The sequence below is a fragment of the Curvibacter microcysteis genome, from assembly GCF_028649455.1.
Taxonomy (GTDB): Bacteria; Pseudomonadota; Gammaproteobacteria; order Burkholderiales; family Burkholderiaceae_C; genus Curvibacter; species Curvibacter microcysteis.
The window spans coordinates 105,112-131,951 of record NZ_JAQSIO010000005.1; the positions used below are offsets into that span (position 1 = coordinate 105,112).

The 26,840-nt window shown below is 60.6% G+C and carries 23 protein-coding genes and 1 pseudogene; 12 read left to right on the forward strand and 12 right to left on the reverse strand.

What is annotated here, in order from left to right; all coding sequences use genetic code 11:
• Positions 1-125 precede the first annotated feature (125 nt).
• Positions 126-1,574 (reverse strand): M16 family metallopeptidase, encoded by a 1,449-nt coding sequence (locus PSQ39_RS14665; RefSeq protein WP_273927568.1) that lies wholly within the window; start codon positions 1,572-1,574, stop codon positions 126-128.
• A 421-nt stretch (positions 1,575-1,995) separates the two neighbouring features.
• On the opposite strand from PSQ39_RS14665, the gene ftsY reads away from it, so the two are divergent.
• From ftsY to PSQ39_RS14685, 4 genes are all read left to right on the forward strand, one after another.
• On the forward strand, positions 1,996-3,126 hold the full coding sequence (gene ftsY / locus PSQ39_RS14670; protein WP_409242039.1) for a signal recognition particle-docking protein FtsY: 1,131 nt from the start codon (positions 1,996-1,998) through the stop codon (positions 3,124-3,126).
• Between the two features lie 168 nt (positions 3,127-3,294).
• Positions 3,295-4,569, forward strand: a complete 1,275-nt coding sequence (locus tag PSQ39_RS14675; protein WP_273927569.1) for a hypothetical protein — start codon at positions 3,295-3,297, stop codon at positions 4,567-4,569.
• A 133-nt stretch (positions 4,570-4,702) separates the two neighbouring features.
• On the forward strand, positions 4,703-5,617 hold the full coding sequence (locus PSQ39_RS14680) for a DUF3034 family protein (RefSeq protein ID WP_273927570.1): 915 nt from the start codon (positions 4,703-4,705) through the stop codon (positions 5,615-5,617).
• A 69-nt stretch (positions 5,618-5,686) separates the two neighbouring features.
• Positions 5,687-6,157: a group I truncated hemoglobin gene (locus tag PSQ39_RS14685; RefSeq protein WP_273927571.1), complete on the forward strand. Its 471-nt coding sequence runs from the start codon at positions 5,687-5,689 to the stop codon at positions 6,155-6,157.
• Between the two features lie 72 nt (positions 6,158-6,229).
• On the opposite strand, the gene PSQ39_RS14690 is transcribed toward PSQ39_RS14685, so the two are convergent.
• The gene (locus tag PSQ39_RS14690; protein WP_273927572.1) at positions 6,230-6,676 is read right to left on the reverse strand and encodes an SRPBCC family protein; all 447 of its coding nucleotides are present in this window, start codon (positions 6,674-6,676) and stop codon (positions 6,230-6,232) included.
• A 408-nt stretch (positions 6,677-7,084) separates the two neighbouring features.
• Between PSQ39_RS14690 and PSQ39_RS14695 the strand changes: the two are divergent.
• From PSQ39_RS14695 to PSQ39_RS14725, 7 genes and pseudogenes are all read left to right on the forward strand, one after another.
• Positions 7,085-8,037, forward strand: a pseudogene (locus PSQ39_RS14695) (IS481 family transposase).
• A 978-nt stretch (positions 8,038-9,015) separates the two neighbouring features.
• Positions 9,016-11,304 carry a DUF6351 family protein gene (locus tag PSQ39_RS14700; protein ID WP_273927573.1) on the forward strand — a complete coding sequence of 763 codons (2,289 nt, stop codon included), beginning with the start codon at positions 9,016-9,018 and terminating at the stop codon, positions 11,302-11,304.
• Between the two features lie 82 nt (positions 11,305-11,386).
• Complete coding sequence (locus PSQ39_RS14705) at positions 11,387-12,388, forward strand: tripartite tricarboxylate transporter substrate-binding protein (RefSeq protein ID WP_409242043.1); 1,002 nt, start codon at positions 11,387-11,389, stop codon at positions 12,386-12,388.
• A 7-nt stretch (positions 12,389-12,395) separates the two neighbouring features.
• Complete coding sequence (locus tag PSQ39_RS14710; protein ID WP_273927575.1) at positions 12,396-14,282, forward strand: sensor histidine kinase; 1,887 nt, start codon at positions 12,396-12,398, stop codon at positions 14,280-14,282.
• A complete protein-coding gene (locus PSQ39_RS14715) occupies positions 14,275-15,618 on the forward strand; it encodes a sigma-54-dependent transcriptional regulator (RefSeq protein WP_273927576.1) in 1,344 nt (447 codons plus the stop codon). The genes PSQ39_RS14710 and PSQ39_RS14715 overlap by 8 nt, the downstream gene beginning before the upstream one ends.
• A 965-nt stretch (positions 15,619-16,583) precedes the next feature.
• Entirely contained in the window at positions 16,584-17,522 is a 939-nt protein-coding gene (gene rpoH / locus PSQ39_RS14720; RefSeq protein WP_273927577.1) for an RNA polymerase sigma factor RpoH, read from the forward strand.
• A gap of 170 nt (positions 17,523-17,692) precedes the next feature.
• The gene (locus tag PSQ39_RS14725; protein WP_273927578.1) at positions 17,693-18,706 is read left to right on the forward strand and encodes a Bug family tripartite tricarboxylate transporter substrate binding protein; all 1,014 of its coding nucleotides are present in this window, start codon (positions 17,693-17,695) and stop codon (positions 18,704-18,706) included.
• 104 nt (positions 18,707-18,810) lie between these two features.
• On the opposite strand, the gene PSQ39_RS14730 is transcribed toward PSQ39_RS14725, so the two are convergent.
• From PSQ39_RS14730 to PSQ39_RS14750, 5 genes are read right to left on the reverse strand one after another with little or no spacing between them, the layout of a single operon-like run.
• Positions 18,811-19,422: an SCO family protein gene (locus PSQ39_RS14730; protein WP_273927579.1), complete on the reverse strand. Its 612-nt coding sequence runs from the start codon at positions 19,420-19,422 to the stop codon at positions 18,811-18,813.
• A 4-nt stretch (positions 19,423-19,426) separates the two neighbouring features.
• A complete protein-coding gene (cyoE, locus tag PSQ39_RS14735) occupies positions 19,427-20,323 on the reverse strand; it encodes a heme o synthase (protein ID WP_273927580.1) in 897 nt (298 codons plus the stop codon).
• A complete protein-coding gene (locus tag PSQ39_RS14740) occupies positions 20,320-21,486 on the reverse strand; it encodes a COX15/CtaA family protein (RefSeq protein ID WP_273927581.1) in 1,167 nt (388 codons plus the stop codon). Before PSQ39_RS14740 ends, cyoE begins: the two co-directional genes overlap by 4 nt.
• A 4-nt stretch (positions 21,487-21,490) precedes the next feature.
• Positions 21,491-22,219 (reverse strand): hypothetical protein, encoded by a 729-nt coding sequence (locus tag PSQ39_RS14745; protein ID WP_273927582.1) that lies wholly within the window; start codon positions 22,217-22,219, stop codon positions 21,491-21,493.
• A complete protein-coding gene (locus tag PSQ39_RS14750) occupies positions 22,158-22,853 on the reverse strand; it encodes an SURF1 family protein (RefSeq protein WP_273927720.1) in 696 nt (231 codons plus the stop codon). Before PSQ39_RS14750 ends, PSQ39_RS14745 begins: the two co-directional genes overlap by 62 nt.
• Before the next feature lie 84 nt (positions 22,854-22,937).
• On the opposite strand from PSQ39_RS14750, the gene PSQ39_RS14755 reads away from it, so the two are divergent.
• Entirely contained in the window at positions 22,938-23,162 is a 225-nt protein-coding gene (locus tag PSQ39_RS14755; RefSeq protein ID WP_273927583.1) for a twin transmembrane helix small protein, read from the forward strand.
• A 136-nt stretch (positions 23,163-23,298) separates the two neighbouring features.
• On the opposite strand, the gene PSQ39_RS14760 is transcribed toward PSQ39_RS14755, so the two are convergent.
• From PSQ39_RS14760 to ctaD, 5 genes are read right to left on the reverse strand one after another with little or no spacing between them, the layout of a single operon-like run.
• On the reverse strand, positions 23,299-24,180 hold the full coding sequence (locus PSQ39_RS14760) for a cytochrome c oxidase subunit 3 (protein ID WP_273927584.1): 882 nt from the start codon (positions 24,178-24,180) through the stop codon (positions 23,299-23,301).
• Between the two features lie 46 nt (positions 24,181-24,226).
• A complete protein-coding gene (locus tag PSQ39_RS14765) occupies positions 24,227-24,439 on the reverse strand; it encodes a DUF2970 domain-containing protein (protein ID WP_273927585.1) in 213 nt (70 codons plus the stop codon).
• A complete protein-coding gene (locus PSQ39_RS14770) occupies positions 24,436-25,056 on the reverse strand; it encodes a cytochrome c oxidase assembly protein (protein WP_273927586.1) in 621 nt (206 codons plus the stop codon). Before PSQ39_RS14770 ends, PSQ39_RS14765 begins: the two co-directional genes overlap by 4 nt.
• A gap of 14 nt (positions 25,057-25,070) precedes the next feature.
• Positions 25,071-25,184 (reverse strand): cytochrome oxidase small assembly protein, encoded by a 114-nt coding sequence (locus PSQ39_RS14775; protein ID WP_273927587.1) that lies wholly within the window; start codon positions 25,182-25,184, stop codon positions 25,071-25,073.
• 17 nt (positions 25,185-25,201) lie between these two features.
• Positions 25,202-26,824, reverse strand: coding sequence for a cytochrome c oxidase subunit I (gene ctaD / locus PSQ39_RS14780; protein ID WP_273927588.1), 1,623 nt, complete (start codon positions 26,822-26,824; stop codon positions 25,202-25,204).
• Between the last annotated feature and the right edge of the window lie 16 nt (positions 26,825-26,840).

The window sequence follows — 26,840 nt, forward strand, 5'->3', positions numbered from 1 at the left end:
GCAGGTCAAACCTGGAGTCAGTCCTGGTGGACCGCTCCCATTCCATTTAAAAACGACGGCCGCCGGGGCGAGAGGCCTGACTCGGCATCCCGTGGTGCCCGCTGGCCCGCCCCAACAACACGGACTCAAGAACCGCCATGCCGCCCCACAGGCTTGGCCGCGCGGGGGCGTTGGGGGTCCAGGGGCTGAGGCCGCAAGATGGCGACGGTCAGCTGGTCATCGCCAAAATAGCGCGCAGCCACCGACTGCACCTGAGCCGCGCTGACTTGGCGCAGGCGCTGGATCAGGCGTTCACTGGCGTCCAGGGGCATGCCCTGCACCCAGTAGCGACCCAGCTCGTTGGCCTGATTGAACACCGAGTCGAGTTTGTAGACCTCACTGGCCACCCATTGGGTCTTGACCCGCTGCAACTCAGCCTCGCTGATGCCCTGCTCGGCCACCCGCTTCACCTGGGCGCGCAAAGCAGCCTCAACGGCTTCGGGGCTCTGGCCTGGGGCCGGCACGCCATCCAGGACAAACATCTGCGGGCCACGCCCCATCAAACCGTTGTAGGCCCCTGCGCTGTCGGCCACGCGCCGCTCCCCTTGGGTCAGGGTGCGCTCCAGGCGAGCGCCCGGGTAGCCGTCCAGCACGGCGGCCAGCACGGTCAAGGCCAGGGCGTCGTCGTCGGGTGCACCGGCCTGCTCAATCGAATTGAGCTGCGGCACTTTGAAGGCCAGCGCCACATAGGCCTGCTCGGCTGGGGCTTTGTAGTCCAGACGACGCAGACCGACCTGGGTGGGCTCCAGCCGCGGTTTGCGCGCAGGCAATGCGCGGCTGGGCACGGGCTCGTAGTAGCGCCGGGCCAGGGCCAGGGCCTGCTCGGGCGTCACATCGCCAGCGATCACCACAGCCGCGTTGACGGGGCTGTACCAGGTGCGCCAGAACTGGCGTACGTCGTCTGCGGTCATGGCGTCGAGGTCGCTCATCCAGCCCACCACGGGACGGTGGTAGGGCGAGGCCACGAAAGCGGCTGCGTTCAAGGCTTCGTAGAGGCGAGCCCGCGGGTTGTCATCAGTGCGCATGCGCCGCTCTTCTTTGATGACTTCGATCTCACGCCGGAACTCATCATCGGCCCACTGGTTGTTGGCAAATCGATCGGCCTCCAGCTGCATCACCTCTTCCAGCCGCGCCGCGGGGATCTGTTGGTAATAGCCGGTGTAGTCGCGGGTGGTGAAGGCATTCTCGCGCCCGCCCAGGGCCGCCACCCGGCGAGAAAACTCCCCCGGGGCCAGGTTGGGCGTGCCTTTGAACATCATGTGCTCCAGGGCATGGGCCACGCCGCTGGTGCCATCCACCTCGTCCATGGAGCCCACCCGCACCCACAGCATGTGGGCCACGGTGGGGGCACGGTGGTCGGGCTTGACGATCAAGGTCATGCCGTTGCTGAGCGTGAATTGCTGCACCCCCGTGCTGTCTTTCTGCGGGGCTGCGACCTCAGTTGCCGCAGCGGCAGGAACCGCTGTGGGCTGGGCCTGGAGGGAGGGCGCTGACCAAAAGGACAGCATGGCCAGAAGGGGTAGGTAGCGTTTCATAGAATCATGGGATTCTAAGAACCCGCCAATGTTCAGCTTTTTCAAGAAAAAACCACCTTCGCCTGCGCCCGCTCCGGCTGACGCACCTGCCACCTCGGCCCAGGCCGCCCCTGCGACGGCCCCCGAGGCGGTCTCTGCACCGCCTGTCGTGGCCCCAACGCCCGCGCCTGCTCCGGCCTCTGGCGGTGGCCTGAGTTGGTTGCGCAATCCCTTTGGCAGCAAGAGCAGCGCGCCCGCACCGGTCACCCCGCCTGCAAGTGCCCCAACGGCCAGCCCTGTCGCCCCAGCGGTCAGCGTGCCCGCTGCGCCGGTGTCGACGCCTGCCCCGGCCCCACAGGTCCCAGCCCCTGCCCCATCGGTAGCGGCTGCGACCGCACCGCTCAGCGCATCGACGGCACCGCCGCCAAGTCCTTCGATTCCCTTGGCTTCGGTGACGACACCCCCGCTAGCGGCCGCCCCGGCGACAAACCCGGTCGCTGCACCAACGGCGGCCCCCATCGCAGCGACCGTACCCAGCAGCGCCCCGGCGGTCACCACGGCGCCGGCGCCTACTGCTGCGCCTGTTCCTGCGCCCGTGCCAGCACCGGCCCCCGTACCCGTGCCGGCCCCTGCGCCAGTGGCTCCGGCACCGGTGACTGCCCCCGCGCCCGCCGCCCGCCAAGGCTGGCTGGACCGCCTGAAAGCCGGCCTGCGCAAGACCGGCTCCAGCCTGGCGACGGTGTTCACCGGTACCCAGATCGACGACGCGCTTTACGAGGAACTGGAAGAAGCCCTGCTGATGGCCGACACCGGGGTGAAAGCCACCGAGCACCTGCTCAAGGACCTCAAGCGCCGCGTCAAGGAAGCCAAGACCACCGAACCCGGCCAGGTCAAGGCGCTGCTGGCCGAAGCCATCGCCGACCTGCTGCGTCCGCTGGAAAAGGCCTTGGTGATCGGCGAGTTCACCCCCACCGTGATCATGGTGGCTGGCGTCAATGGCGCGGGCAAAACCACCTCCATTGGCAAGCTGACCAAGCACCTGGCGAACGAGGGGGCCTCGGTGCTGCTGGCAGCGGCCGACACCTTCCGCGCCGCGGCCCGTGAGCAACTGGGCGTCTGGGCCGACCGCAACACGGTGGAAATCGTCAGCCAAGAAGGCGGTGACCCCGCCGCCGTGAGCTTTGACGCGGTGACCGCTGGCAAGGCGCGTGGCAAAGATGTGGTGCTGGTCGACACCGCGGGCCGCTTGCCGACCCAGTTGCACCTGATGGAAGAGCTCAAGAAGATCAAGCGCGTGGTGACCAAGGCGGACGGCAGTGCCCCGCATGAGGTGCTGCTGGTGATCGACGGCAACACGGGTCAAAACGCGCTGGCCCAGGTCCGCTCTTTTGACGATGCGCTGGGTCTGACCGGCCTGATCGTGACCAAGTTGGACGGCACGGCCAAGGGTGGTGTGCTGGCCGCCATCGCCCAAGAACGCCCGATTCCGGTGTACTTCATTGGCGTCGGTGAAAAGCTCGAAGACCTGGAAACCTTCAACGCCCGCGAGTTCGCCCAGGCCCTGCTGTCCTGAGCCCGGCCAGCGCCACGCCAGCCCGCGCCTGCCGCGGGCTTTTTTTCGCCTTCGCTCGCGGTTGGCGGCGGCTGCGCCGTGCCCCACGAGCAGCCCAAGGCTTTTTAGCTTACTCCGAACAGCCCCCCAAGACAAAAGACCAAGGGCAGATTCAGTAGACTCGGCGGCATGAGAACCACCTCCCCCCTCCCCCTTCCCGGTTGGCGCGTGCTGGCCTTGAGCGGCCTGTTACTGATCAGCGCCTGTGGTGGCGGCGGTGGCGGTGGGTCCAGCAGTTCCAGTTCCAGTTCCAGTTCCAGTTCCAGTTCCGGGGCGGGCGCCGGCGCAAGCAGTAGCAGTGGGGGCAGTGGCACGGGTGGCAGCAGCGTGGTCGTCGACGGGCATACCGCCATCCAACAAGCGGCACTGAGCCAACGGGCGGGCGTGCTGGCCAAGGCCTTGGGTCGCAGCCAACGGCTGCTGGTCGGGCTGGGGACGGTGGACATCGCGCCCATCCAAGCCCAGGGCCTGCTGCCCGACATCTATGACCAGTACTTGGTGGGGGTGGGGCCGAGCTCCTGGCCGAGTTGGAACAGCCCCTCAGGCGCCTATGTGAAGCTGGTGGCCCAGCGCGCCGACCAGATCGGCGCCGTTCCCATGTTCACGCTCTACCAAATGGCCACGCGCGGCGACGGTGTGTTGACCGGCCTGGCCGACACCAATTACATGACCGATTACTGGAACAACGCGCGCCTGTTGTTCCAGCAACTGGCAAGCTACGGCAAACCGGCCCTGGTCAACCTGGAGCCTGACTTCTGGGGCTATGCGCAGCGCGTCAACGCCGACCCGACCCAGATGCTGGCCTACGTCAACATCAACCCCGATTGCGCCAGCCTGCCCAACACCGTGGCCGGCATGGCGGCCTGCCTGGTGCAAAGTGCTCGGCAGATGGCGCCCCAGGCTTATGTAGGCTTTCCGCCGTCCTTGTTTGAAGACCTGCGCCCCACCGAGGTCGCGTACATGAAAAAACTGGGCGCAGACCAGGCTGACTTTGTGGTCATGCAGACCCTGGACCGCGATGCCGGTTGCTTCGAAGCGCGCTCACTGGCCGGCGAGTGCACTCGCGCAGGCAAAAACTGGTACTGGGATGAGAGCAACACCACCTCGCCCAACTTCAACGAGCACTTCGCGCTGGCCAATGGCTATTTCCAGGGCCTGGGGCGGCCCTTGCTGTGGTGGCAGACCCCCTTGGGCGTGCCCGCCGCCAGCCCCAGCACCAACAGTCCCTGGCGCGACAACCGGGTGCGCTACTTCATGACCCACACAGCACAACTGGTGGCCAATGGCGGCGTGGGCGTGGTGTTCAGCCCAGGGCAGTCGGCCCAGACCACCATCCAAACCGACGGCGGACAGTTCCAGAGTCATGCCAAAGCCTATTGGGCCAGCCCAACCACGCTGCCCTGAGGCGCTGGATCGGACTCAAGCCGAAGTCCCTTTTTTTTGCTGACCGCTTTCTCGTTTTGGCGTAAAAATGCGTCAAGTTTGCGACTTTTATTGAGCTGCCATGACCTTCAAGCCCACTCCTCGGATGCGATCGATGCCGCCCCTGCTCGCGGCGCTCTGCCTGGTGGCCGGGCTGGCTCAGGCGGAAACCGGCAAATTGCGGCTGACGGGTGGTGTGTCCTCGGTTGAAGCCACGGCGGGCGGTGGCATCACCCCTTGGGCGGTGCTGGGCACGCAAGCCACCGATGGCGAAATTGGCGTCAGCGCCAACCTGAACCGCCTGTCCACCAACGACTATGGGCTCAGCACCTATGGTGTGGCCTTGAACCTCAAGAACACCCTGGAGCTGTCCCTGGGCCGGCAAGACCTGTCAGCCCAACCCGCCACAGCGCTCAATGCACTGGGCTTTTCTGTCAGCCCCAACCCTCACCTGAAGATGGACATCGTGGGCGCCAAGTTACACCTGATGGGCAATGCCGTGTTGGACTCGGACAACTGGCTGCCCGAAGTGGCCGTCGGGCTGCAGTACAAAAGCACGCAGGCGGGCTCGCTCAAACCCGTGCTCGACTTCCTGGGCGCCAAGACCTCGGGCACCGATGTCTACGTGGCCGCCACCAAGCTGTTTCTGGAGCAAGGCCTGCTGCTCAACGCCACCCTGCGTTACACCAATGCCAATCAGGGCGGCCTGTTGGGGTTTGGCTCGGCCGCGCCAGGGCGCAACAGCCGCAGCTTGAACCCCGAACTGGCCGTGGCCTACCTGCTGCGCAAGGACTTGGCCATTGGCGCTGAATACCGCTTCATGCCCAACAACCTGGAAGCCCTGGGCCGGGCCGCCGGCCTGGGCAGCGGTCTGCGCCAGGACGACTGGAAAGACATTTTTGTGGCCTGGGCACCGACCAAGAACGTGTCGCTGACGGGCGCCTATGTCGATTTGGGCCAGGTCGTGCCCGGCGTGACGGGTGGCCGCAAACAGCGTGGCCTGTACCTGTCGGGCCAAGTGGCCTACTGATGACCCTGTGGTGGCCCGCTGGATCCACTCCGAGACTGGCCACAGCCCTCCCTCTGCCAGAGACTGACCATGAAGCCCCTCACCCCACTGGCCCCCTGGGCCATGCTTTGCGCCCTGCTCCTGGCCCCGGTGGCCCAGGCCGAGCCTGATCGCTACACGCCGCCAAAAGCCAGCGACGCCTCGCTCTACCAAGCACTCGGCGCCAAAGAAGGCATCAGCCGGGTGGTCGAAGGCCTGATCCAACGCAGCACGACCAACCCACGCATCGCCGACAAGTTCAAAGACACCAACCTGAAGAACCTGCGTGAGCAACTGGTGGACCAGATTTGCGAACTGTCCGGTGGCCCCTGCCGCTACGAAGGCAACCCCATGCGGGCCGGTCATGAAGACCTGAACCTGAACATGGGCCACTTCAATGCCCTGGTCGAGGACCTGCAACAAGCCATGGACCAGGAAGGGGTGCCGTTTCGGCAGCAAAACCGCCTGTTGGCCCTGCTGGCCCCCATGTACCGGGACGTGGTGAAAGCACCTGGGCGCTGAGGCGGACCCAATGGATCACTCGCCGCAGACCGAGCAGACCCCAGCGCCCCAAACGTTGCCGTTGCCCAAACCTCAAGCCTGAAGGTCGGGCTCCACCAGTGCCGCCAACTGGACCAGGGACTCCTGCCAGCCCAGGTAACACATCTCGAGCGGAATCACTGGCGGGATGTTCTCTTGCACGACGCTCAGGTCGGTCCCCCCCAACACGGGGCGGAGTTCAACCCTGACTTGGAGAACGCCGGGCAAGTTCGGATCGTCGAACCTGTCGGTGTATCGAATCAACTCGTTCGGAACGAGCTCCAGGTACTCTCCGTCAAATGAATGGGCCTGGCCCGTCGTGAAATTGCGGAAAGACATCTTGAATGATCCCCCGACTTGGGGCTGATGGTGGTGAACCGTGCAGGTGAAGCCATAGGGGGGAAGCCATTTGGCCAGGGCCTCCGCCTCTAAAAAGGCACGGTAGACCTTGTCGGGCGGGCTTCGAAGAACCCGGTGGAGGTGAACTCGGCGAGCAGACATGGACGTTCCTGTGAAGCTTGGGGTGGGGGGATTTTGAATGCATCGTCCACTTTCTTAAACCCTGCTTGGTTGGCGACCCGAACAGTCCGACAGGCACTGATCTGTGTGTCGGTTCTCATTAAATTTTGAACTGCAGGTCACGGCACATCAACAACTTACCCCCTGACCAACCAAGCAGTCTTGAACTCTCGTCTCACTGAGTTTTGAACTTTCTGGAAGTCGTCTCATTGAATTTTGAACTTTTCGTTTGTGCGCGCCGGATGCGGAGGTGCTCCTCAACTAACGACGCTCCTCCAGGCTGAGCGGCTAGTTGTGAAGCTTCAATAGGTTGTTGCGGGTGTTCACCCTGAGAGGTTTTGAGAGACTGGGAATCGCCCCCCCCCCCCTCAAACCAAAGCCGGAGTCCGGATGAACACCCATAAGAATGCCCGATTGACGTACCTGCGGCGAGTCGAGATGGTTCAAGACATCACTGAGCGTGGCATGAGCGCCTCACAAGCTGCTGCCCGGCACGGCGTGAGTGCCGTGACCGCACGCAAGTGGCTCGCTCGCTATCTGGCCGACGGACCTGCCGGTCTGATGGACAAGTCCTCCCGACCAGAGCGTTCGCCGCGAGCCATTGAGCCCAGCGTTACATTGACCATCGTCGAGCTGCGTCGCAAGCTGTTTCTGCAGTCCCGGATCGCCTCGTACACGGGCGTCTCCAAGGCGACTGTCAGCCGGGTGTTGCGTCGCGCAGGTCTGTCCAAGCTTACCGATCTCGGCCCCGCTGAGCCAGTGCAGCGCTACGAACGCGAGACGCCCGGCGAGTTGCTCCACATCGACATCAAGAAGCTGGGGCGCTTCGGCAAGGTCGGACACCGCATAACGGGCGACCGCACCCAGCGAGCACACGCAACATCGGCTGGGAGCACGTCTTCGTGGCCATCGACGACCACAGCCGAATCGCCTTCACCCGGATGTACCCCGACGAGAAGAAGGAGAGCGCAGTGGACTTCCTCCGCGAGGCCACACGGTACTTCGCCGGGCTACGAATGCCGATCCAGCGGCTGATCACCGACAACGGTCCTGCATTCCACTCAGCCGCATTCGGCCAGACGTGCCTGGAACTGGGCATCACTCAAAAGTTCACCCGTGCCTATCGACCTCAGACCAACGGCAAGGCCGAGCGCTTCATCCAGTCAGCACTGCGTGAATGGGCCTACGGGCGCGTATGCCAACACTCCGATGAACGTCGCGCCGCCTTGCCTGCCTGGAACCACTTCTACAACTGGCACCGACCGCACAACGGCATCGGTTGCCTGCCGCCCATGTCTCGCCTCTCGGCCTCACGCAAGAACCTCTTGACTCTTCACACCTAGGTCCTGCTTGTGCGGGCGGTGAAAAGGGCGGGGTTTATTGACCGCATACTAACTGGCTTGACTCTCACGAACACCTGCGAGATGTGCTGATCCGGCTGCCCACGTAAAAGGCAAGTCGAATTGCGGAGTTTCTGACCCACAGATGGGCTGGTGTGCGTCAACGCTGAATTCAAGACAGAAATTGAAAGGGACTCGTGTCCGCGCTGATTTGCGTGTACATGAATACTATATGGCGCTCATTCCGGATAGATGACTTGGCCGGTTGCGTACGACGGGTGTTAACGGCGATAGAGTTGGATCCCGCCAGCGAGAACATCACGGCGCTGTTGCTGCTCAATCTCACACAGAGCTTGCATTGAAGTACTGGATACAAAGCGTGAGTGGCTCGAATAACCAATTCAGATAATGGGTCGCTGAACTCGAAAATCGCCGATAGAGCCCAGGTGAGGGTATGGATTGAAATCTGCGTCCATCGAACCGTTTAACGGCATGACTCCTGACTCAGCTTTGGCTGAGTCAGGAGCAGCGTGGATCTTCTTTTTTTGCTCTTAAAACTGTGCCCAAGGGGGCACTCGTCGGATGATGGCAGCATTTGCAAATGCCTTGTTCTTGAAGTCTTATCCGTATCGGACCACATCGTTCTCTCATTATCCACACCCACTAGTTGCTAAAGTTTTTTAGAGACGACGAGTAGTCTGACACGGGTCAGTCTGGAATCCATCCGATGAGCCGGATTGATCGATCAGTAGGATTCTGAAATTTCAGACAACTTAGCGATCAATAAGAAGATGATCTCAAGGCTTTTCCAATTAAATCAATAGCTTACATCTATAGGGTTTTTCCTAGGGTTTTCGGGCACAACAATTGCAGCCCTCCATCCAAGCCCACCTCTGTATGGGCTGTCGTCAACCTGAGATGCTTCAAGCGGCGACTGGGCAATCGGAATGGCCGGTCATCCCACTTTCAATGGAGATAAACATGAAAAACCTTAACCCTAAGTCTGTAACCTGGGTGCTATCCCTCTGCACTTGCGCGGTGATCACCGCCTGCGGTGGGAGCGACAGCCCGGCGATCAATGCGCCCAGCCTGCAAGTCCTTTCTTCCAAACCAGAATTTGTGAGCGGTGGCGATGCGTTGATTGACATCGCACTGCCCCCGGTGCACGAGACTTTATCGGCCAAGCTCAACGGAGCTGACGTCTCTGCTCTGTTCAAGGTCGATCCGCTGCGGCCCGGGCACCTACTGGGCCGGCTCACTGGACTGAGCACTGGCGACAACACATTGACCGTCAATGTCGGTGGGCCTGACAGCAAACTGGTGTTGACCAATTACCCCATTTCAGGTCCCATCCTGTCGGGCCCGCAGATTTCCCCCTACAACTGCCAGACCGAGGCCTTTTTGCTGCCTGATGGCACCCTCTTGGGTAAGGCCAGCGACGTCAAATGTTCAGTGTCTACCAAGGTGCAGTACCTTTACCAGTCAACAGCCGGTGGCGCGCTCAAGCCCTTGCCCAGCACCACGTCCCTGCCGGGTGATGTCGCAACCACGACCACGACCGCTGGCGCTACTGTGCCATTTGTCGTGCGGGTAGAAACGGGCTCAATGAATCGAGGCATATACCAAAATGCGATCCTTCACGATCCCACCAAGGACGCTGCCCCCTCACCGACTACACCGCCGAAAGGATGGAACCGAAAATTGATCGCGGTTCATGGCACTGGGTGTGCTGGCGGTTGGTACATCCAGGGCGCAGCCATGGGGGTCAGCCCCTACACCGGTACCAACCTCAAGAGGTTGGGAGAGGGTTATGCCGTGTTCACAAACACGTTGAATCACCCGACCAACAGCTGCAACGCTACGGTGGCCGGTGAAACCACGATGATGGGTAAAGAGCACTTCATCGAGACATTCGGCGTGCCGACTTACACCGTCAGCGTAGGCACTTCGGGCGGCGCCTACACCAGCCTGCAGGTGGGTGACGCATTCCCTGGGCTGTTTGATGGGGTGTACATCGACGCGACCTTCCCCGACGCATTGGCCATCGCCATGTCCGCGATGGATGGGAAATTGCTCAACCGCTATCTGACCGGCAACAACAACAGTGCCATCACAGACGCCCAAATGGTCAAGGTCTCGGGCCACAAATCAGCGCGCGCCTGGTATGACCTGGCAGTGCAGTCTGGACGGACCGACCCTGTTTCTGGCAGGACCGAGACAATTCCTGTGGCGGGGTCTTTTGGTGGTGCCTATGCGGCTGGCCTCTTCAATGCGGCTGTGCCTGCGAGTCAACGCTGGAATGCATCCACCAACCCCACCGGAGCCCGCGCCACGGTGTTCGATGTCAATCGCAATGTATTCGGGGTGGATGCCAGCGGCTACGGCCTGCGTCCTTTCGACAATGTGGGCGTGCAATATGGCTTGGCACAGCTCAACGACGGAACCTTGTCCAAGGACCAGTTTCTGGACCTGAACGAAAAGATCGGAGGCTATGACCGGGATGGCAACTACACCAGCAGCCGCACAATCGGAGATGCAGGGGCGATTGCCAGGGCTTACCAGTCCGGCTTGATGTTGGGCGGCAACGGGGGCTTGGCTTCGATCCCTGTATTTGACACTTCCAACTTCTATGATGAAGACAACTTTTACCACTACCAGTGGTTCCATTTTGCCGTGCGGGAACGCCTGCGAAAGGTCAATGGTGACGTGAGCAACCACGTGATGTGGCGCGGCGGGGTGAGCTTTGCGGACCTGTTTGGTGTGGTGACTCCAGGCAGAACAGAGCGTGCTGCCGTCAGTGCCAAGAGTTCCGCTGATGGCTGGGCCGCGTTTGTTCAATGGATCGATGCTTATACCGCAGACACATCCACCAAGACCCAAAAGGACAAAGTGATAGTCAACAAGCCCGCACAGGCTGTTGACGGTTGTTTCACGCAATCCACCACCCCTCAATTCTTGGCCGAAACTCAGACTCCGGCCACCTCAGGTGCGGCCGGCAGTTGTAACGCGATCTATCCAACCTGGACCTACCCCCGGGCTCAGGCGGGCGCATCCATCGCTGCAGACAAACTGAAGTGTCAGCTGAAGCCGATCCAGACCAAGGACTACAACGTGACATTCACGACCGCTGAAATGGCTCGCCTGAGCGCGATCTTTGCAGGCGGTGTCTGCGATTGGTCCAAGAACGGCGTTGGCCAATCCTCAATGGTCCCCTATGCCTCATTTGGTCCGTCCCCAGTAAACCTGGTGTTCGACGTCACCAAGCCTTGAGACGGAGGGCGAGGCGGCATGGCCCATGCTGCGCCGCCTCGACCTTGCTCAGCCGTATTTCCATTCAAACTCAGTTTCGGTCATGAACTTCCTCGCTTCCGTATCTCGAACGCTGCTCTCCCAAGCCAAGCTGGGCATCGCCATCCTCTTGACCAGTGCCACGGTCGCCCAGGCACAGGATTTTCCAAGTCGTCCCATCACGGTGATCGTGCCGTTTTCTGCCGGAGGCCCCACAGACAAAGTCGCGCGCGACATCGCACAAATCATGGGCAAGCAACTTCAAAAGCCCTTGATCATTGAAAATGCAGCGGGGGCAGGCGGTACCATAGGCACTAAGAAAGTGGTGCTGGCCAAAAATGATGGCTATACCGTCTTGATCCACCACATCGGGATGGCAACGGCTCCCAGTCTGTACCGTCACCTAGGCTTTGATCCGCTTAAAGACCTTGAGATGGTGGGCGAAATAGCGGACGTGCCCATGGTGCTTCTCGGGGCCAAGGCATTTCCACCGGCAAGCGCCAATGAGCTTCCGGCATATCTAAAGGCCAATGCCTCCAATATCTCCCTGGCCAATGCCGGGATTGGCTCGGCCTCCCACCTGTGCGGCTTGCTTCTGCAAAGCGCATTGCAAACCGAGCTGACGACCGTGCCCTACAAGGGGACTGCTCCCGCGCTGTCCGATCTCATGGGGGGCCAGGTCAACCTCATGTGCGACCAGACCACGAATGTGTCGGGTCAGATCAAGAGCGGAGCAGTGAAGCCCTATGCGGCCATGCAGACCCAGCGCATCCAGGCCTTCAAGGACATCCCGACAGCGCAAGAGGGTGGGCTGCCGCCGATCGAGGTCAAAATCTGGCATGCCATGTATGCGCCCAAAGGCACACCTGCGGCGATCATCGACAAGCTGTCCGCTGCGTTACAGGCTGCGGTTCAAGAGCCTGGTTTCAAGAGCAAAATGGCGGACCTTGGCGCTCAAGCCGTGACACCTGCTCGTGCTCAGCCCGCTTCCCTGCGCACCCATTTGGGACATGAGATCGACAAATGGACACCCATCATCAAGAAGGCTGGCATCTACGCAGATTGACGGAATCATGAGCCGCAGAGCCCCCCGGCGCATTCTGGCAAGCCTTGGATTTGCCCTCGCCCTGCTGACGGTGGCGTGGGCAGCTTACGAGGTGGCCGAGCGCTTTGGTGTCTCTGCGCTCAGTCAAAACACCGCCCATCGCTTCGAACTCTACAGCTCCAGCCTGCAAAACGAGTTGCGGCGCAATGAACACTTGCCGACGTTGGTTTCGTTGAACGCGGATGTCAAGGCCCTGATGCTGAAGCCCCAGGACGCTGCGCTTCGCTTCCAGGTGAATCGCTATCTGCAAACCGTGAGTGAGCGCACTGGCGTGGCGGCCATCTATGTCATGAACCGGCAGGGGCTGACCCTGGCGGCGAGCAACTGGAACCAGGCAGTAAGTTTCATTGACATGAATTTCGCTTACAGGCCCTATTTCCAGCAAGCCTTGATGGGGCAACCAGGCCGCTTCTATGGCATCGGGACAGTGAGTCGGGAGGCGGGCTTTTACTTTGCCCGAGGCATTGAGCGGGGCGATCAAATCGAGGGTGTCGTGGCCGTCAAGGTGAACCTCGACAAGCTGGACAGCTCCTGGCAACAGCCTGGCGAGAAAGTGCTGGTGGCGGATGGCAGCGGCGTGGTTTTCCTGGCCTCTGAGCCCGCATGGAAATTCAAGACGGTGGGCCCGCTCTCTCCAGACACCCTGAAGCGGCTCGAAGCCACGCGCCAGTACACAGAGGCGGGGGCGCTGGCGCCATTGGGCTTGATCGAACAAGAGGTGTTTCAGGACGGAACCTCCCTGGTCAACTTCGTTGACGCACGTGACGATGGACCGCCGCATTACACGACGATGGGGCGCGCCTCCTACCTGTCCAGACGGCAACCCATTCCAGGCACCGACTGGTTTCTGTACGTCTTTTCCGAGACCGCCTACTCACGGGTACTGGCAGAGATCTGTGCGGCCGTGGCGGCGCTCACATTCACTTTGTCTGTGGTCGTTTTCCTCTATTTCTTGCAGCGGCGCCGCTTCATGCGTGATGAACTCTTGGCCAAGGCGGCTTTGCAACGTGCCAATGATGAGTTGGAGGAAAAAGTCGAGTTGCGGACCGAAGACCTGCTGGACGCCAACAGTCAGTTGCAAACAGAAATCACAGAACGCAAGCGTGCAGAAGAGACCTTGAAAGCCACGTTGGACGAACTGGTGCACGCGGCCAAGATGGCCGCATTGGGGAAAATTGCGACAGGCATCACGCACGAGTTGAACCAGCCCTTGGCTGCATTGCGCACCCTGTCTGCAAACACCCGGGTCTTCATGGAACGAGGCGACCAGGCCACTGCCGAGTCCAATCTTGAAATGATCGAACACCTGGCGGAGCACATGGGCAAGATCACTTCACAACTCAAGCGCTTTGCTCGCAAGTCCCTGGCAGAGAGCCGGCCCATCAATGTGGTGACCGCCATGAACAACGCTGCGTTTTTGCTGGCCCAGGTGACGCGCGAGCGTCAAACGGAAATCAGTCTGCAAAGCGAATCCGAAGTGTTGCTGGCCCTGTGCGACAGCAACCGGTTGGAGCAGGTGCTGGTCAATTTACTGAGCAATGCCTTGGATGCAGTTGCCCGGTGCGATCACCGCCTCATCGAAGTTCGGGCCCACCGCGAAAACGAGGGGGTCACCCTTGAAGTGCACGACAGTGGCGAGGGGCTGTCCGAACAAGCAATCCAGCATCTGTTTGAACCATTTTTCACCACCAAGGAGCAAGGCGCCGGATTGGGATTGGGGCTGGCCATCTCCGCTGATATCCTGCGCGAGTTCGGCGGCATACTCACGGCAACGTCCAGTCCCTTGGGGGGCGCCATGTTCATCATTAATCTACCGGGGGCGAACTTGTCCCGTGACGAGGCATTGCATGTCTGACGGCCCGCTGATTCTTTATGTGGAGGACGACCCGGCCGTGCGCTTGGGCAGCACCCAAGCGCTTCAGATCGCGGGGCACCGGGTACGTTCGGTTGGTACGGCGGAACAAGCGATTCCTCACCTCGCGCCAGGTTTTCGCGGCGTGGTTGTCACGGATGTCCGGCTGCCAGGCAAGGATGGCTTGCAACTGCTGGCGGATGTGCAACGCGTCGACAGCGGTATTCCGGTCATCCTGGTCACGGGCCATGGCGACATTTCCATGGCGGTTCATGCCATGCGGCAGGGCGCTTACGACTTCATCGAGAAACCTTTCTCTTCCGAGCAATTGAACGAGGTCGTTGGCCGTGCTTTGGAAAAGCGCCAGCTCAGTCTGGAGGTGGATGCTCTGCGCGGCAGGCTGGCTAACTTTCAGTCGATTGAAGCCAAGCTGGTGGGCCGGTCCAACGCTATCGTTGAATTGCGTCGGGCCATCCTGAACGTCGCGTCCACATCTGCCGATGTGCTGATCACCGGAGAAACGGGAACCGGCAAGGAGTTGGTAGCCCGCTGCCTACACGACTTCAGCAAGCGGGCTACCGGGCCCTTCGCGGCGCTGAACTGTGGCGGTATGCCAGAAGCACTGTTTGAAAGCGAAGTGTTTGGGCATGAGGCTGGGGCGTTCACGGGTGCCGCTAAGCAGCGAATTGGCAAAATCGAGTTTGCGGCAGGCGGCTCCCTGTTTCTGGACGAGATCGAAACCATGCCCACGAACTTGCAGGTCAAGCTGCTGCGCACCTTACAGGAGCGGCAGTTTGAGCGCTTGGGCTCGAACGCACTGCACCCCATGGATTGCCGAGTGATGGCCGCGACCAAAACAGATCTTCTGAACCCACCCAGGGATCACCCGTTTCGCAGCGACTTGTACTATCGTCTCAGCGTGGTTGTGTTAGAGGTACCGCCACTGCGAGAACGACGCGAGGACATCCCCATCTTGCTGTCTCACTTCATGCTACAGGCCGCCTTGCGTTACGAAAGAGAAGTGCCTGAAATCGAGGGCAGCACAATGACGGATTTGCTAAGCCGCCCCTGGCAAGGCAACGTGCGAGAGTTGCGCAACATGGCAGATCGCCTCGTGCTCGGCATTCCTACTCAAGCCACCAGCGGCGCTCGAAGCATGAGCCATGCGCGCTTAGATGAGCAACTCCACCAGTTCGAGCTTTACTTAATCAAGGATGCCTTGGCTGTCAGCGCAGGCCGTGCTGCTGCAGCCAGTGAGCGCCTTGGAATTCCCAAAAAAACCCTCTATGACAAGATGAAACGCTTCGGACTTTCCCCGCAGGACTACAGGGCGGAGTAAAGAGCCTGAGAGTGAGTCTCCACCTATCTGCCTCCCGGAGACGGCTGCGCTTATCAATGAGCAATGTCAGCCATGCCGGTAGCATTGACTGAAGTCCTGCAGCAACAGCCCCTCATACGCCAGCTAACGTTTGCCGAAGCGTGGCCAGGGTGGCGAGAGGGGGAAGGCCTTTCCGATGTCATTCCAGAGTCTCACTCAGTTGCTGGTCTGCGCTATGCATTGCTATCGATGGCCCTCAAAGGTGCTGTTCGGGGACGCGGGGTAGCGTTGCTGCCGAACTTCATTGCTCATACTGCGTTGGCGAAAGGGAGTTGCTGCACCTCAGTCCACAGGCCTGGGTCGCCCCGTATGCCTATTACCTGCTTTGGCCAGCTGATCGAGTGGAGACACCTGTAATGCAGACGTCTTCGGGGTGGCTTGATTCGCAGGAGCGTCAGCCGTGATGGTTCGAGTTGAGGTTCGAGTAGCAACGCAACGGTGAACCGACTGATGTATTGCCTGCGCTTCTTTGCTCATTCAATCCGTAAGGGGCGGTGCTCTTGCCTTCCCAGCAGGCTAGATGCGGGGCGTAACAAGTGGGTATCAGTGAGCCCAGGGTAATGGCGACCTTGTGGAGTCTGTGTGTGGCAGGCAGAGCACGGCTAAGGCTTGCGTGACCGTTCTTACCCTTGAATTCCTGGACCTGCCAAAACACAAACGTGCTGCCGTTCACCAGCCTCATTGGCTTTTAGGTTCGAGACCTCCTCGCAAATCGACCGCCTGGTGGGGAGGTCTGGTCAAGACTCACGAGGACTCGATAGCTGGCCCGCTGAGGGCCAGCAATACAGAACTCAGTGAGAAAAGTTCAATACTCGCGCGGACTCGACATCAACCAAGAACCTCACCCCTCAAATGGTCAGGGAACTTTGCGCTTAGCACTCACTCACAGAGAGTGCTAATATCGCCTCATGAAAAGGATTTCTGGTATGAAATTTCAAACTGGAGTCAATGCTACGGCCCTCGCCCCGGTGAACCCGTGGGGCATGGTCCCGGCACTGGGTAACCTCGACGCCTACATCACGGCCGTCAACCGCTTGCCCATGCTCACGCTGGAAGAAGAACAACGCTACGCCCGAGATCTGCGCGACCACAACAGCGTGGACGCAGCCGGCCGCCTGGTGTTGTCGCACCTGCGCCTGGTGGTGTCGGTGTCGCGCCAGTACCTGGGCTACGGCTTGCCACAAGGCGACCTGATCCAGGAAGGCAATGTGGGCCTGATGAAGGCCGTCAAGCGCTTTGACCCTGAGCAAGGCGTGCGCCTGGTCAGTTACGCGCTGCACTGGATCAAGGCCGAGATCCACGAATACATTTTGAAGAACTGGCGCATGGTCAAGGTCGCCACGACCAAGGCCCAACGCAAGCTGTTCTTCAACCTACGGTCAATGAAGCAAGGCTTCAAGACCGACGCCATGGAAGAAGGCGCGACCCACCGCGACACCCTGAGCAACGCTGAAATCGACATGATGGCGGAGCAACTCAAGGTCAAGCGCGAAGAGGTCATGGAGATGGAAACCCGGATGTCCGGTGGCGACGTGCTGCTGGACCCCTCGCCTTCCGATGACGGTGAGCAAGCTTTTGGCCCCATCGCCTACTTGGCCGATGCCGCCCATGAACCGACGGCCATGATCGAGTCCCATCAGCGCGACGTGTTGGCCAGCGATGGCATTGCTGCCGCACTGGAAGGCCTGGATGAGCGCAGCCGCCGCATCGTGGAAGAGCGTTGGCTCAAGGTCAATGACGACGGCTCGGGCGGCATGACGCTGCATGAGTTGGCGGCTGAATACAAGGTCAGTGCCGAGCGGATCCGCCAGATCGAGGTCGCGGCCATGAAAAAGATGAAGAAGGCCTTGGTCGAATACGCCTGAATGGCGGCGCCGACCTTGTTCCCACCCCAAGCCGGCTTGTCCGGCTTTTTTCTTGCCTGGGCGAAAGCACTTGGCCTCCCCTGACGAACCCTGGCGCCAAACAGCCGCGCTTTGATGCACACTCAGCCGGTTCATCTTTCAGCCTCTTTTGACCGCCCGGAGCGAATGTCATGCCTTTCACGCCCACCCGCCGCCAGACCCTTGGCAAGATCTTGCTGAGTTCATTGACCCTCGCCAGCGGCTTGGGCATGGGCAGCGCCCAAGCCGACCTGGCCACGCCAGGGTGGCCCAGCAAGACGGTGCGCATCGTTGTCGGTTTCCCGGGCGGGTCCTCACCAGATCTGGTGGCACGCACCCTGGCAGAACCTTTGTCCAAGGCCCTGGGACAGCCCGTCATTGTGGAAAACCGCGTCGGTGCCGCCGGCAACATTGCGGCCCAACTGGTGGCCCAGGCCACCGACCAGCACACCCTGGGCCTGATGATCAATGGCAACATGACGGTGGCGCGTCTGCTCAACCCCAAACTGGGCTTTGATCCACTGAAGGACTTCGCACCGATCAGCCTGATCGCCACGGCGCCCCTGGTGCTCGCGACCCCAGCCTCGCCATCGACAAGTGCTTTGAGCGCCAAGGCCGCGCTGGACAGCGCACGCCAAGCGGGATCGCAATGGAGCTACGGCAGCCCCGGCGTGGGCACCGTGGCCCACATCGGCATGGAAGCCCTCAAAGGGCGAGCCAAGATGGAAGCCGTTCACGTGCCCTACCCTGGCAATCCTCAGGTCATCACCGGCATGATCGGCGGGCAATTGCAGTTGGCCCTGTTGCCGCCCGGCCTGGCCCAGGCCCAGATCAAAGCGGGCAAGCTGCATGCCATCGCGGTGACGTCCAGCACGCGCAGCACCTTGGTGCCTGACATCCCCAGCCTCAGCGAAGCGGGCTTGCCGGGCTTCAACCTGGAGATTTGGGATGCCCTGGCAGCACCGGCGTCGATGCCTGCACCCATCGTGGCGCGCTTGTCGGCCCTGGTCAGCGAGATCAGCCGCTCACCCGACGTGCGGGCCAAGCTGTACCAGCAAGGTTGGCAGGTGGTGGGCTCGTCTTCAGAGGGCCTGGCCAATCGCATCCAGTCAGACTTGAAGAGCCTGGGTGAAGTGGTTCAGCGTCAGGGCATCAAAACCGACTGACGCCTGGGCGTTGAGCCGCGCGTCAGCGCGGTGACCAAGCCTGGGTCCCGCTCAGGGAGTGCTCAAGGGATGAACAGGCCTCCGGCAGCGGGGCCTGTCAGGGTTCAAGAACTTTTGAGCAGGATCTTCAGGTCCGACAGCAAGGCCTGCGGGCCTGAGCCGTAGCGCGCGAACAGGCGCAGACGCCCTTGGGGGTCGTACAGGTAGGACCCCGCTGAGTGGTCCATGGTGTAGCTGGTGGGGGTCTTGCCCTCGACCTTCTTGTAATAAATCTTGAAGTCCTTGGCCAAAGCCGTCAGTTGCTCGGGACTGTCGGCACGCAAAGCAATGAAGCTGGGGTCGAAATTGGCCATGTAGGCCTTCAACAGCTCAGGCGTGTCCCGCGGTGGGTCGATGGAGATGAAAATGCCTTGCAGGCGTTCACCATCGGCGCCCAATTGACGCTTCACCTCCGCCAATTCGGACATGGTGGTGGGACACACGTCCGGGCACTGGGTGTAGCCAAAGAACACCACCACAGCCTTGCCTTTGAAATCAGCCAGGGTGCGAATCTGGCCGTTCTGGTCGGGCAGGCTGAAGTTGCGCGCGTACTCGGCCCCCGTGATGTCCACCGCCTTGAATTCGGTCTTGGCGGGGGCGCAGGCGGTGAGCACAGCAGCGCCTGCTGTGACGGCCAAGGCACTGAGGATGAGGCGAAGGGCGTGGCGTTTGTGCATGGCGTCAGAACAGGTAGTGGTCGATCAACAAGGCCGCAAACAGCAAGCTCAGGTGAATCAGAGAAAAGCGGAAGGTGCGGCGCGCCAGCTCATCCGAGTACGAGCGCCACAGGGCGAAGGCGTAACCAATGAAACCCAGGCTCAGCACCACGGCGGCGGCCAGATAGAACCACGAGCTCATGCCGTAGACAAAAGGCATCAAGCAGGCAGCCAAGAGCACAAAGGTGTAGAGCAAGACCTGCAAACGGGTGAATTCATTCCCGTGCGTGACTGGCAGCATGGGCAGGCCCGACTTGCGGTAGTCCTCGACCCGATACAAGGCCAAGGCCCAGAAATGGGGCGGGGTCCACAAAAAGATGATCAGGAACAGGATCAAGGCTTCGGGGCCGACATCCCCGGTCATGGCGGCCCAACCCAGCACTGGCGGCATGGCGCCCGAGGCGCCACCAATGACGATGTTCTGGGGTGTCAGCGGCTTCAGGATCACGGTGTACACCACCGCATAGCCGACAAAGGTGGCAAAGGTCAGCCACATGGTCAATGGATTGACCCACACGTAAAGCAACACCGAGCCCGCCGAGCACAGCAGCGCTGAGAAGATCAGCGCCTGGCGGTCGCTCAACTCGCCACGCGCCGTGGGCCGCCAGGAGGTGCGCTTCATCTTGGCATCGATGCCTTTTTCAACCAGGCAATTGAAAGCGGCAGCTGCGCCCGCCACCAACCAGATGCCTGCGCAGGCAATGGCCGCCAATCGCAGGTCGTCCAAGTTGGGCAGGCCAGGGACGGCCAGCACCATGCCGATCAAGGCACAGAAGACGATCAGTTGCACCACACGGGGCTTGGTCAGGGCATAGAACTGCCGCACCAGGGAGGGGTAGGAAACAGGGGTGGCGACACTCATGCGGACAGTCTCGATGCGCTCGGGGGAACAGGTTGAATTTCAGCTGGGGCCCACGGTGTGCACAGCACCCGTGTCAGCACCAGAACCAGGGCGGCGGCTCCACCGGTGTGGGCCACAGCAGCCAACAAAGGCCAGCCCAGCACCACGTTGCTCAGACCGGTCAGCAATTGCAGCAACAGCAAACCCGCCAGCCAGTGAGCCAGGCCTTGCAGACCAGACGTCTTTTTCAAGCGCCAGGCCAGGTAGCCCAGCACGACAAACACGAGGCAAGCTGATAAACGGTGGACGTAATGGATGCCCGTCAAGGCAGCAAATGAGATGTGCTCGCCGTTGGACAACAAGCCCAGGGGTCGCCACAACTCAAAGCCCTGGGCCAGGTTCATCTCAGGCCACCATTGGCCTTGGCATTGGGGAAAACTGGTGCAAGCCAGCACCGCGTAATTGGTGCTGACCCAACCGCCCAAAAGGATCTGAATGGCAAGCACCAACACGCCAAGCCAGACCCAAGGCAGCAAGTTGCGTGGCAGTCTCACTGGGGTCGGCATCGTCCACTGGGCCAGCCGGGCTGACTGGGCGGCCAGTAGCACCAGCAAGAGCAAACCGCCCGCCAAGTGCAAAGTCACGATGGCCGGGAACAGCTTCATGGTGACGGTCAAAGCGCCAAAAGCGCCTTGCACACAAACCCACACCAGAGTCAAGGCAGGCAAGAGCAGACCCAACTTGGGCTGACCCTGCGCGCTGCGACGCCGGGCCTCCTTGGCGCTCATCACCAAGAGCCCAATGATCAAGACGCCGACACCGGTGGCCAGATAACGGTGCACCATTTCCACCCAAGCCTTGCTGTGGGTCACCGGGCCCGTGGGCAAAGCTTCTTGGGCTGCTGCGATGTCTTGGCGAGCCCCCACGGGGGTGGCCTGGCCATAGCAACCGGGCCAGTCAGGGCAGCCCAGCCCCGAGTCAGTCAAGCGGGTGAAAGCGCCGAACAAGACCAAATCAAAGGTCAGCAGCAGCGTGACCGCCGTGAGCGCTTGCAAACGCCCCAAAGGTGTGGCCGAACGGTGACGCAACCACCACCACAGCAGGGGGCCGGAGGCCACCAGGGCACCCGTCAGCATCACCTGCAACAGCGGCGACAGATCGTACAGGGCTTGGGAGGTGTTCATGCGCTCAGCGCCCCGCCTCGTCCCAGGAGGCCGATGCGCGCATCAGGCGTTCCAAGTCTTTCTTGGCTTTGGCGGCACCCGCCAAGTCGAGCCGGGCCGGAAAGCGCATCATCCAGTGCCCCATCGGGTCCACCACATAAAGGTGGTCCGCGATCTGATGCCCCGAGGCGGGGCTCAGCCAAGCCGCAAGCGCTTCGGAAGGCACTCGCAAAATGGTCGCCTGGTCCAGCGCGGGCAACAAGCTGCTTTTGACCGGTGCTTCATCGTTGACCAGCCAAACCCAGTCCATTCGGTCTTTGTCCTTGCCCAGGCTCTCTCTCAACTGGCGCTGCAGGTAGAGGTGCTGTTCGCACACGGACTCACAGGCCCCACTCGCCACACTGATCAACAGCCACTGGCCTTTGAGCTTGGGCAAGGGGACAGATTGCCCCTCCAGCGAGCGCGCCGCCACGCTGGGCAGCTCGCGCTGCGGCTCGATCAACTCGCCAAAGCTGCGCTGGCCGCTGGGACGCACCACGTAATAGGTGAAGTACGAAGCGATCACGGGCGCAGCACAGACCGCCAGCACCGCCAGCATCTTCAGACGCCCCAGGCGCGTACGTGGCCCCGCCACGTTGGCCGCCAATTGGTCGGCCGCCGGCAGGGTGTGAATCGTCAGCCCCAGTGGGGCTTCAGGGTCGGACTTCAGGGTCTGCGGAGCGGAAGAAGCGTCGGACAATTTGGAACCAGACATAAAGAAGTGCAATCAGGCCGGCCAGGCCAAACCATTGAAAAGCGTAACCGTAGTGTTTCTCCGAGCCCGTCGCAGGCTCAAACCAGTCTCGAGAAAGTCCGTCGGCATTGGGATCGATCTGCACCATCGACCCCGCCAACAATGGCAAACCGGTTTCTTGCCGGAAAGCATCCCAGTCCAGATTTTGCCGGATACGGGAAGACCCCTCGGCCGCACCGGCTGCCCCCAGCTCCAACAACTTCGCGGGCACGGTGGCGACACGCGCTCGCACCATGACCTCCCCCTGGGGCGTCGGCACCTCAGACAAACGGGTCCGGTCGACAAAATCACGCGGCACCCAGCCCCGCTGCACGAGCACCACACCCCGCTCCCCCGACAAGGCCAGGGGCGTCAGCACAAAAAACCCGGGACGGCCCTTCATCTGCCGGTTGTCCAAGTACACATTGAACTGGGGCAGCCACACGCCCTTCAGGTTCACAGAACGATGCAACAAGGTCTGCCCATCCCGTACCGCCTGCAACCATTCGCGTTGGCTCAACTCGGGACGAGCTCGCTCCTGCTCCAAGGCGGCATGCAATGCTTCTTTTTCGGCTGCCCGCGACAGTTGCCAGCGGCCCAAGGACAGGGTTGTCATCAAGGCCAGGCCGGCCGCCAAGGTGATGAGCCAAAAGCGCCAAGAGCGCCACGCAAGAGAGGTGTTCACAAGATAATGGAGTCCATGAAATACCTCGTCATGCTAGCGTTTGCGGCCATCTTGCTGAGTCTGGGCTCCGCATTGTTTTTCATGATGAAGGGCGGCCCGGCCAAAGACCCGGACAAAAGCAGCTCCATGGTCAAGGCCTTGGCCTTGCGGGTCGGCCTCTCAGTCCTGCTGTTCATCTGTATCTTGGTGAGTTGGAAATTGGGCTGGATTCAACCGACGGGCATTGCCCCAGGCCAATAAAACACATCCCAGCACGACAGAGGGCTTCGAAGTACGCCCGTCAACGCCCCAGATTCAAAGAGCGTGTGGCCCCAATTTGCCGGCACGGACTAACAAAAAAAGCGCCTGACGGCGCTTTTTTTGAGAGTGATGACGCTCAGAACCAATACACCACGATGTAGAGGCCCAACCACACCACGTCCACAAAGTGCCAGTACCACGCGGCGCCTTCGAAGCCAAAGTGGCGATCCTTCGTGAAATGGCCCTTTTGCAGGCGCAGGGTGATGAAAAACAGCATCAGCATGCCGACAAAAACGTGGAAACCGTGGAAACCCGTCAGCAAGTAGAAGGTGGAGCCATACACACCCGAGCTGAGCTTGAGGTTCATGTCGCTGTATGCGTGGGCGTATTCATAGCCTTGCACGAACAAGAAGATCACACCCAAGATCACCGTCATCCACATGAAGGCGATCGTCTTGCTGCGCTCACCTGCCTGCAATGCGTGGTGGGCGATGGTCAGCGTCACGCCCGACGTCAGCAACAGAGCGGTGTTGATGGTGGGCAACCAGAACGGGGTCATGGTCTGGAAGGGTTCGATGGTGCCCGCGGGAGACGCTGTCACCCCGGCCGCCATGCTGGGCCACACGGCCTTGAAATCAGGCCACAGCAGCGCATTGTCCAGACTGCCAAGTGCCGGCACCGAGTGCGCCCGAGCCCACCACAAGGCTGCAAAGAAGGCCCCGAAAAACATCACCTCGGAGAAGATGAACCAGCTCATGCTCCAGCGGTAAGACAGGTCAATCTTGCGGCTGTACAAGCCCCCTTCGCTCTCGGCGATGGCATCACGGAACCACTGAAACAACACACCCAACCACCAGACCATGCCCAGGGCCAGGGAGTACATGCCCCATTCAGCACCGTTGATCCACTGGCCTGCGCCCAGAATCACAAAGAACAAGCCAATGGCCGCCATGACCGGATGGCGGGACTCGTGTGGAACGAAGTAGTAAGGGGTTCCACCGTGTGTTGTCGCACTCATTTTTGCTCCTGACTCTCTCAAACTCTGATTTGGATTTAGAACCGGCTCAACGGACCACCCAGTTCACCAAGGCCACCAGGGCCAAGACGAACAGCATTGCGCCGACAAGGCCGACCGCAATGATGTGAAAAATATTCAACTTGGCCGTGTCTTCTTGGTAGTCACTGTTCTTGCGAATGCCAATGAATGACCAAGCCACGGCCTTCACCGTCCGCAGAATCGAACCCTTGCGGGCGGCGATGGACGAAGGCTCGCTCATGAACCCACCTTCTCTGGCTGCAAAGGCGCTTGCGCAGTGCCGCCAGCAGGCGCGGGTGGGGTTTTGCCACCCACCTCAAAAAAGGTGTAGGACAAGGTGATGGTCGTCACGTCTTTGGACAGCTTGGGGTCCACCACAAAGGCCACGGGCCATTCCTTCTTCTCGCCAGGCTCCAGCGTGTACTGGTTGAAACAGAAACACTCCACCTTGTTGAAGTGCGCTGCTGCCTGACGGGGTGCGTAGCTCGGAATGGCTTGTGCCGACATGCGGCGGTTTTGTACGTTTTGGAACTCGTACATCACCGTGGTCAATTCGCCTGGATGCACCTGCACCGATCGCTGAGCAGGCTTGAACTCCCAAGGGCCACGGGAATTGGCATCGAATTCCACCGTGATCGTGCGGGTGAGGTCCACCTGGGTGTTGTCAGGCAGGCGAACGTTCTTACCGACAGAGCCGACACCGGGCACTTCACGCTCGGCCAAAGCCAAGATGTTGATGCCCGTGAACTCGCAGATGGCCTGGTACATGGGCACCAAGGCGTACCCGAAAGCGAACATACCGGCCGCCACAACGACCAGTTTGCGCACCATGCGGGTGTTTTCACTGCGAAAGGACATGAAGAATTGCCTGCTCAGTGTTGGGACAACAAAATCATCTTGGCCATGAACCCGACAAAGAAGACGGCTGCAATGGATGCCAGGATCAAGGCCAGGCGCAGGTTGTTTTTCTTTTGTTCAGCGTTCATGACGGGTCTGACCTTGTTCAACCAATCACGCGGGTTGCGGTGGCATCCAGCTTGGGCGGGTTCTCAAAGGTGTGGAAAGGCGCCGGCGATGGCACTTCCCACTCCAGGCCTTCAGCGGCTTCCCACGGCTTCTGCGGGGCTTTTTCGCCCTTGCCCATCATGGTGGGCAGCACCACGAAGACAAAGAAGTAAACCTGAGCCAGACCGAAAGCGAACGCACCAACCGAAGCGACTGCGTTGAAGTCAGCGAACTGCATGGGGTAGTCCGCGTAACGACGTGGCATGCCAGCCAGACCCAAGAAGTGCATCGGGAAGAAGGTCACGTTGAAAGCGATCAGGGACCACCAGAAGTGGATCTTGCCGCGGGTTTCGTTGTACATCACGCCGGTCCACTTGGGAGCCCAGTAGTAATAGCCAGCGAACAGGGCATACAAGGAGCCAGCCACCAACACGTAGTGGAAGTGGGCCACCACGTAGTACGTGTCTTGCAGCTGGATGTCGATCGGGGCCATGGCCAGGATCAGGCCGGTGAAACCGCCCATGGTGAACACGAAGATGAAGCCCACCGCAAACAGCATCGGGGTTTCAAAGGTCATCGAGCCCTGCCACATGGTGGCGATCCAGTTGAAAATCTTCACGGCGGTCGGCACGGCAATCAGCATCGTGGCGTACATGAAGAACAGCTGGCCAGTCACAGGCATGCCGGTCGTGAACATGTGGTGAGCCCACACGATGAAGGACAGGATGGCGATGGACGAGGTTGCGTACACCATGGAGGCGTAACCAAACAGCTTCTTACGAGCAAAGGCCGGCACGATCTGGCTAACGATGCCGAAGGCCGGCAAGATCATGATGTACACCTCGGGGTGACCGAAGAACCAGAAGATGTGTTGGTACATCACCGGGTCACCACCACCAGCAGGGTTGAAGAAGCTGGTACCAAAGTGGCGATCGGTCAGCGTCATGGTGATGGCACCGGCCAGCACGGGCATCACAGCGATCAGCAGGTAGGCCGTGATCAGCCAGGTCCAGGCGAACATCGGCATCTTCATCAAGGTCATGCCTGGGGCACGCATGTTGAGGATGGTGACAATGATGTTGATCGAACCCATGATCGAAGAAGCACCCAGGATGTGCATGGCGAAAATGCCCGCATCCATGGAGGGGCCCATTTGCAAGGTGAGCGGAGCGTAAAGCGTCCAACCGGCGGCTGGTGCCCCACCCGGCATGAAGAACGAGCCCGCCAGCATGATGGCTGCCGGGATCATCAGCCAGAAGCTGAAATTGTTCATGCGCGCAAAAGCCATGTCGGACGCGCCAATTTGCAGCGGCAGCATCCAGTTCGCAAAGCCCACAAAGGCCGGCATGATGGCGCCGAACACCATGATCAGGCCATGCATGGTGGTGAGCTGGTTGAACAACTCAGGGTTCATCAGCTGCAAACCAGGCTGGAACAACTCGGCACGGATGCCCAATGCCAGCACACCGCCGATCATCAACATCGTGAAGCTGAACAGCAGGTACAGGGTGCCGATGTCTTTGTGGTTGGTCGCAAAGACCCAACGACGCCAGCCCGTGGGAGCGTGACCGTGGGCATGATCGTCGTGCGCATGATCGTGGTGGTCGAGAACTGCACTCATGGTGTTTCCTTGTCTG

Excerpts from the sequence above, each read along its gene's own strand:
- PSQ39_RS14665 (WP_273927568.1), bottom strand. The coding sequence starts at position 1,574 with ATGAAACGCTACCTACCCCTTCTGGCCATGCTGTCCTTTTGGTCAGCG.
- PSQ39_RS14675 (WP_273927569.1), top strand. The coding sequence starts at position 3,295 with ATGAGAACCACCTCCCCCCTCCCCCTTCCCGGTTGGCGCGTGCTGGCC.
- PSQ39_RS14680 (WP_273927570.1), top strand. The coding sequence starts at position 4,703 with ATGCCGCCCCTGCTCGCGGCGCTCTGCCTGGTGGCCGGGCTGGCTCAG.
- PSQ39_RS14685 (WP_273927571.1), top strand. The coding sequence starts at position 5,687 with ATGAAGCCCCTCACCCCACTGGCCCCCTGGGCCATGCTTTGCGCCCTG.
- PSQ39_RS14690 (WP_273927572.1), bottom strand. The coding sequence starts at position 6,676 with ATGTCTGCTCGCCGAGTTCACCTCCACCGGGTTCTTCGAAGCCCGCCC.
- PSQ39_RS14700 (WP_273927573.1), top strand. The coding sequence starts at position 9,016 with ATGAAAAACCTTAACCCTAAGTCTGTAACCTGGGTGCTATCCCTCTGC.
- PSQ39_RS14705 (WP_409242043.1), top strand. The coding sequence starts at position 11,387 with ATGAACTTCCTCGCTTCCGTATCTCGAACGCTGCTCTCCCAAGCCAAG.
- PSQ39_RS14710 (WP_273927575.1), top strand. The coding sequence starts at position 12,396 with ATGAGCCGCAGAGCCCCCCGGCGCATTCTGGCAAGCCTTGGATTTGCC.
- PSQ39_RS14715 (WP_273927576.1), top strand. The coding sequence starts at position 14,275 with ATGTCTGACGGCCCGCTGATTCTTTATGTGGAGGACGACCCGGCCGTG.
- rpoH (WP_273927577.1), top strand. The coding sequence starts at position 16,584 with ATGAAATTTCAAACTGGAGTCAATGCTACGGCCCTCGCCCCGGTGAAC.
- PSQ39_RS14725 (WP_273927578.1), top strand. The coding sequence starts at position 17,693 with ATGCCTTTCACGCCCACCCGCCGCCAGACCCTTGGCAAGATCTTGCTG.
- PSQ39_RS14730 (WP_273927579.1), bottom strand. The coding sequence starts at position 19,422 with ATGCACAAACGCCACGCCCTTCGCCTCATCCTCAGTGCCTTGGCCGTC.
- cyoE (WP_273927580.1), bottom strand. The coding sequence starts at position 20,323 with ATGAGTGTCGCCACCCCTGTTTCCTACCCCTCCCTGGTGCGGCAGTTC.
- PSQ39_RS14740 (WP_273927581.1), bottom strand. The coding sequence starts at position 21,486 with ATGAACACCTCCCAAGCCCTGTACGATCTGTCGCCGCTGTTGCAGGTG.
- PSQ39_RS14745 (WP_273927582.1), bottom strand. The coding sequence starts at position 22,219 with ATGTCTGGTTCCAAATTGTCCGACGCTTCTTCCGCTCCGCAGACCCTG.
- PSQ39_RS14750 (WP_273927720.1), bottom strand. The coding sequence starts at position 22,853 with ATGACAACCCTGTCCTTGGGCCGCTGGCAACTGTCGCGGGCAGCCGAA.
- PSQ39_RS14755 (WP_273927583.1), top strand. The coding sequence starts at position 22,938 with ATGAAATACCTCGTCATGCTAGCGTTTGCGGCCATCTTGCTGAGTCTG.
- PSQ39_RS14760 (WP_273927584.1), bottom strand. The coding sequence starts at position 24,180 with ATGAGTGCGACAACACACGGTGGAACCCCTTACTACTTCGTTCCACAC.
- PSQ39_RS14765 (WP_273927585.1), bottom strand. The coding sequence starts at position 24,439 with ATGAGCGAGCCTTCGTCCATCGCCGCCCGCAAGGGTTCGATTCTGCGG.
- PSQ39_RS14770 (WP_273927586.1), bottom strand. The coding sequence starts at position 25,056 with ATGTCCTTTCGCAGTGAAAACACCCGCATGGTGCGCAAACTGGTCGTT.
- PSQ39_RS14775 (WP_273927587.1), bottom strand. The coding sequence starts at position 25,184 with ATGAACGCTGAACAAAAGAAAAACAACCTGCGCCTGGCCTTGATCCTG.
- ctaD (WP_273927588.1), bottom strand. The coding sequence starts at position 26,824 with ATGAGTGCAGTTCTCGACCACCACGATCATGCGCACGACGATCATGCC.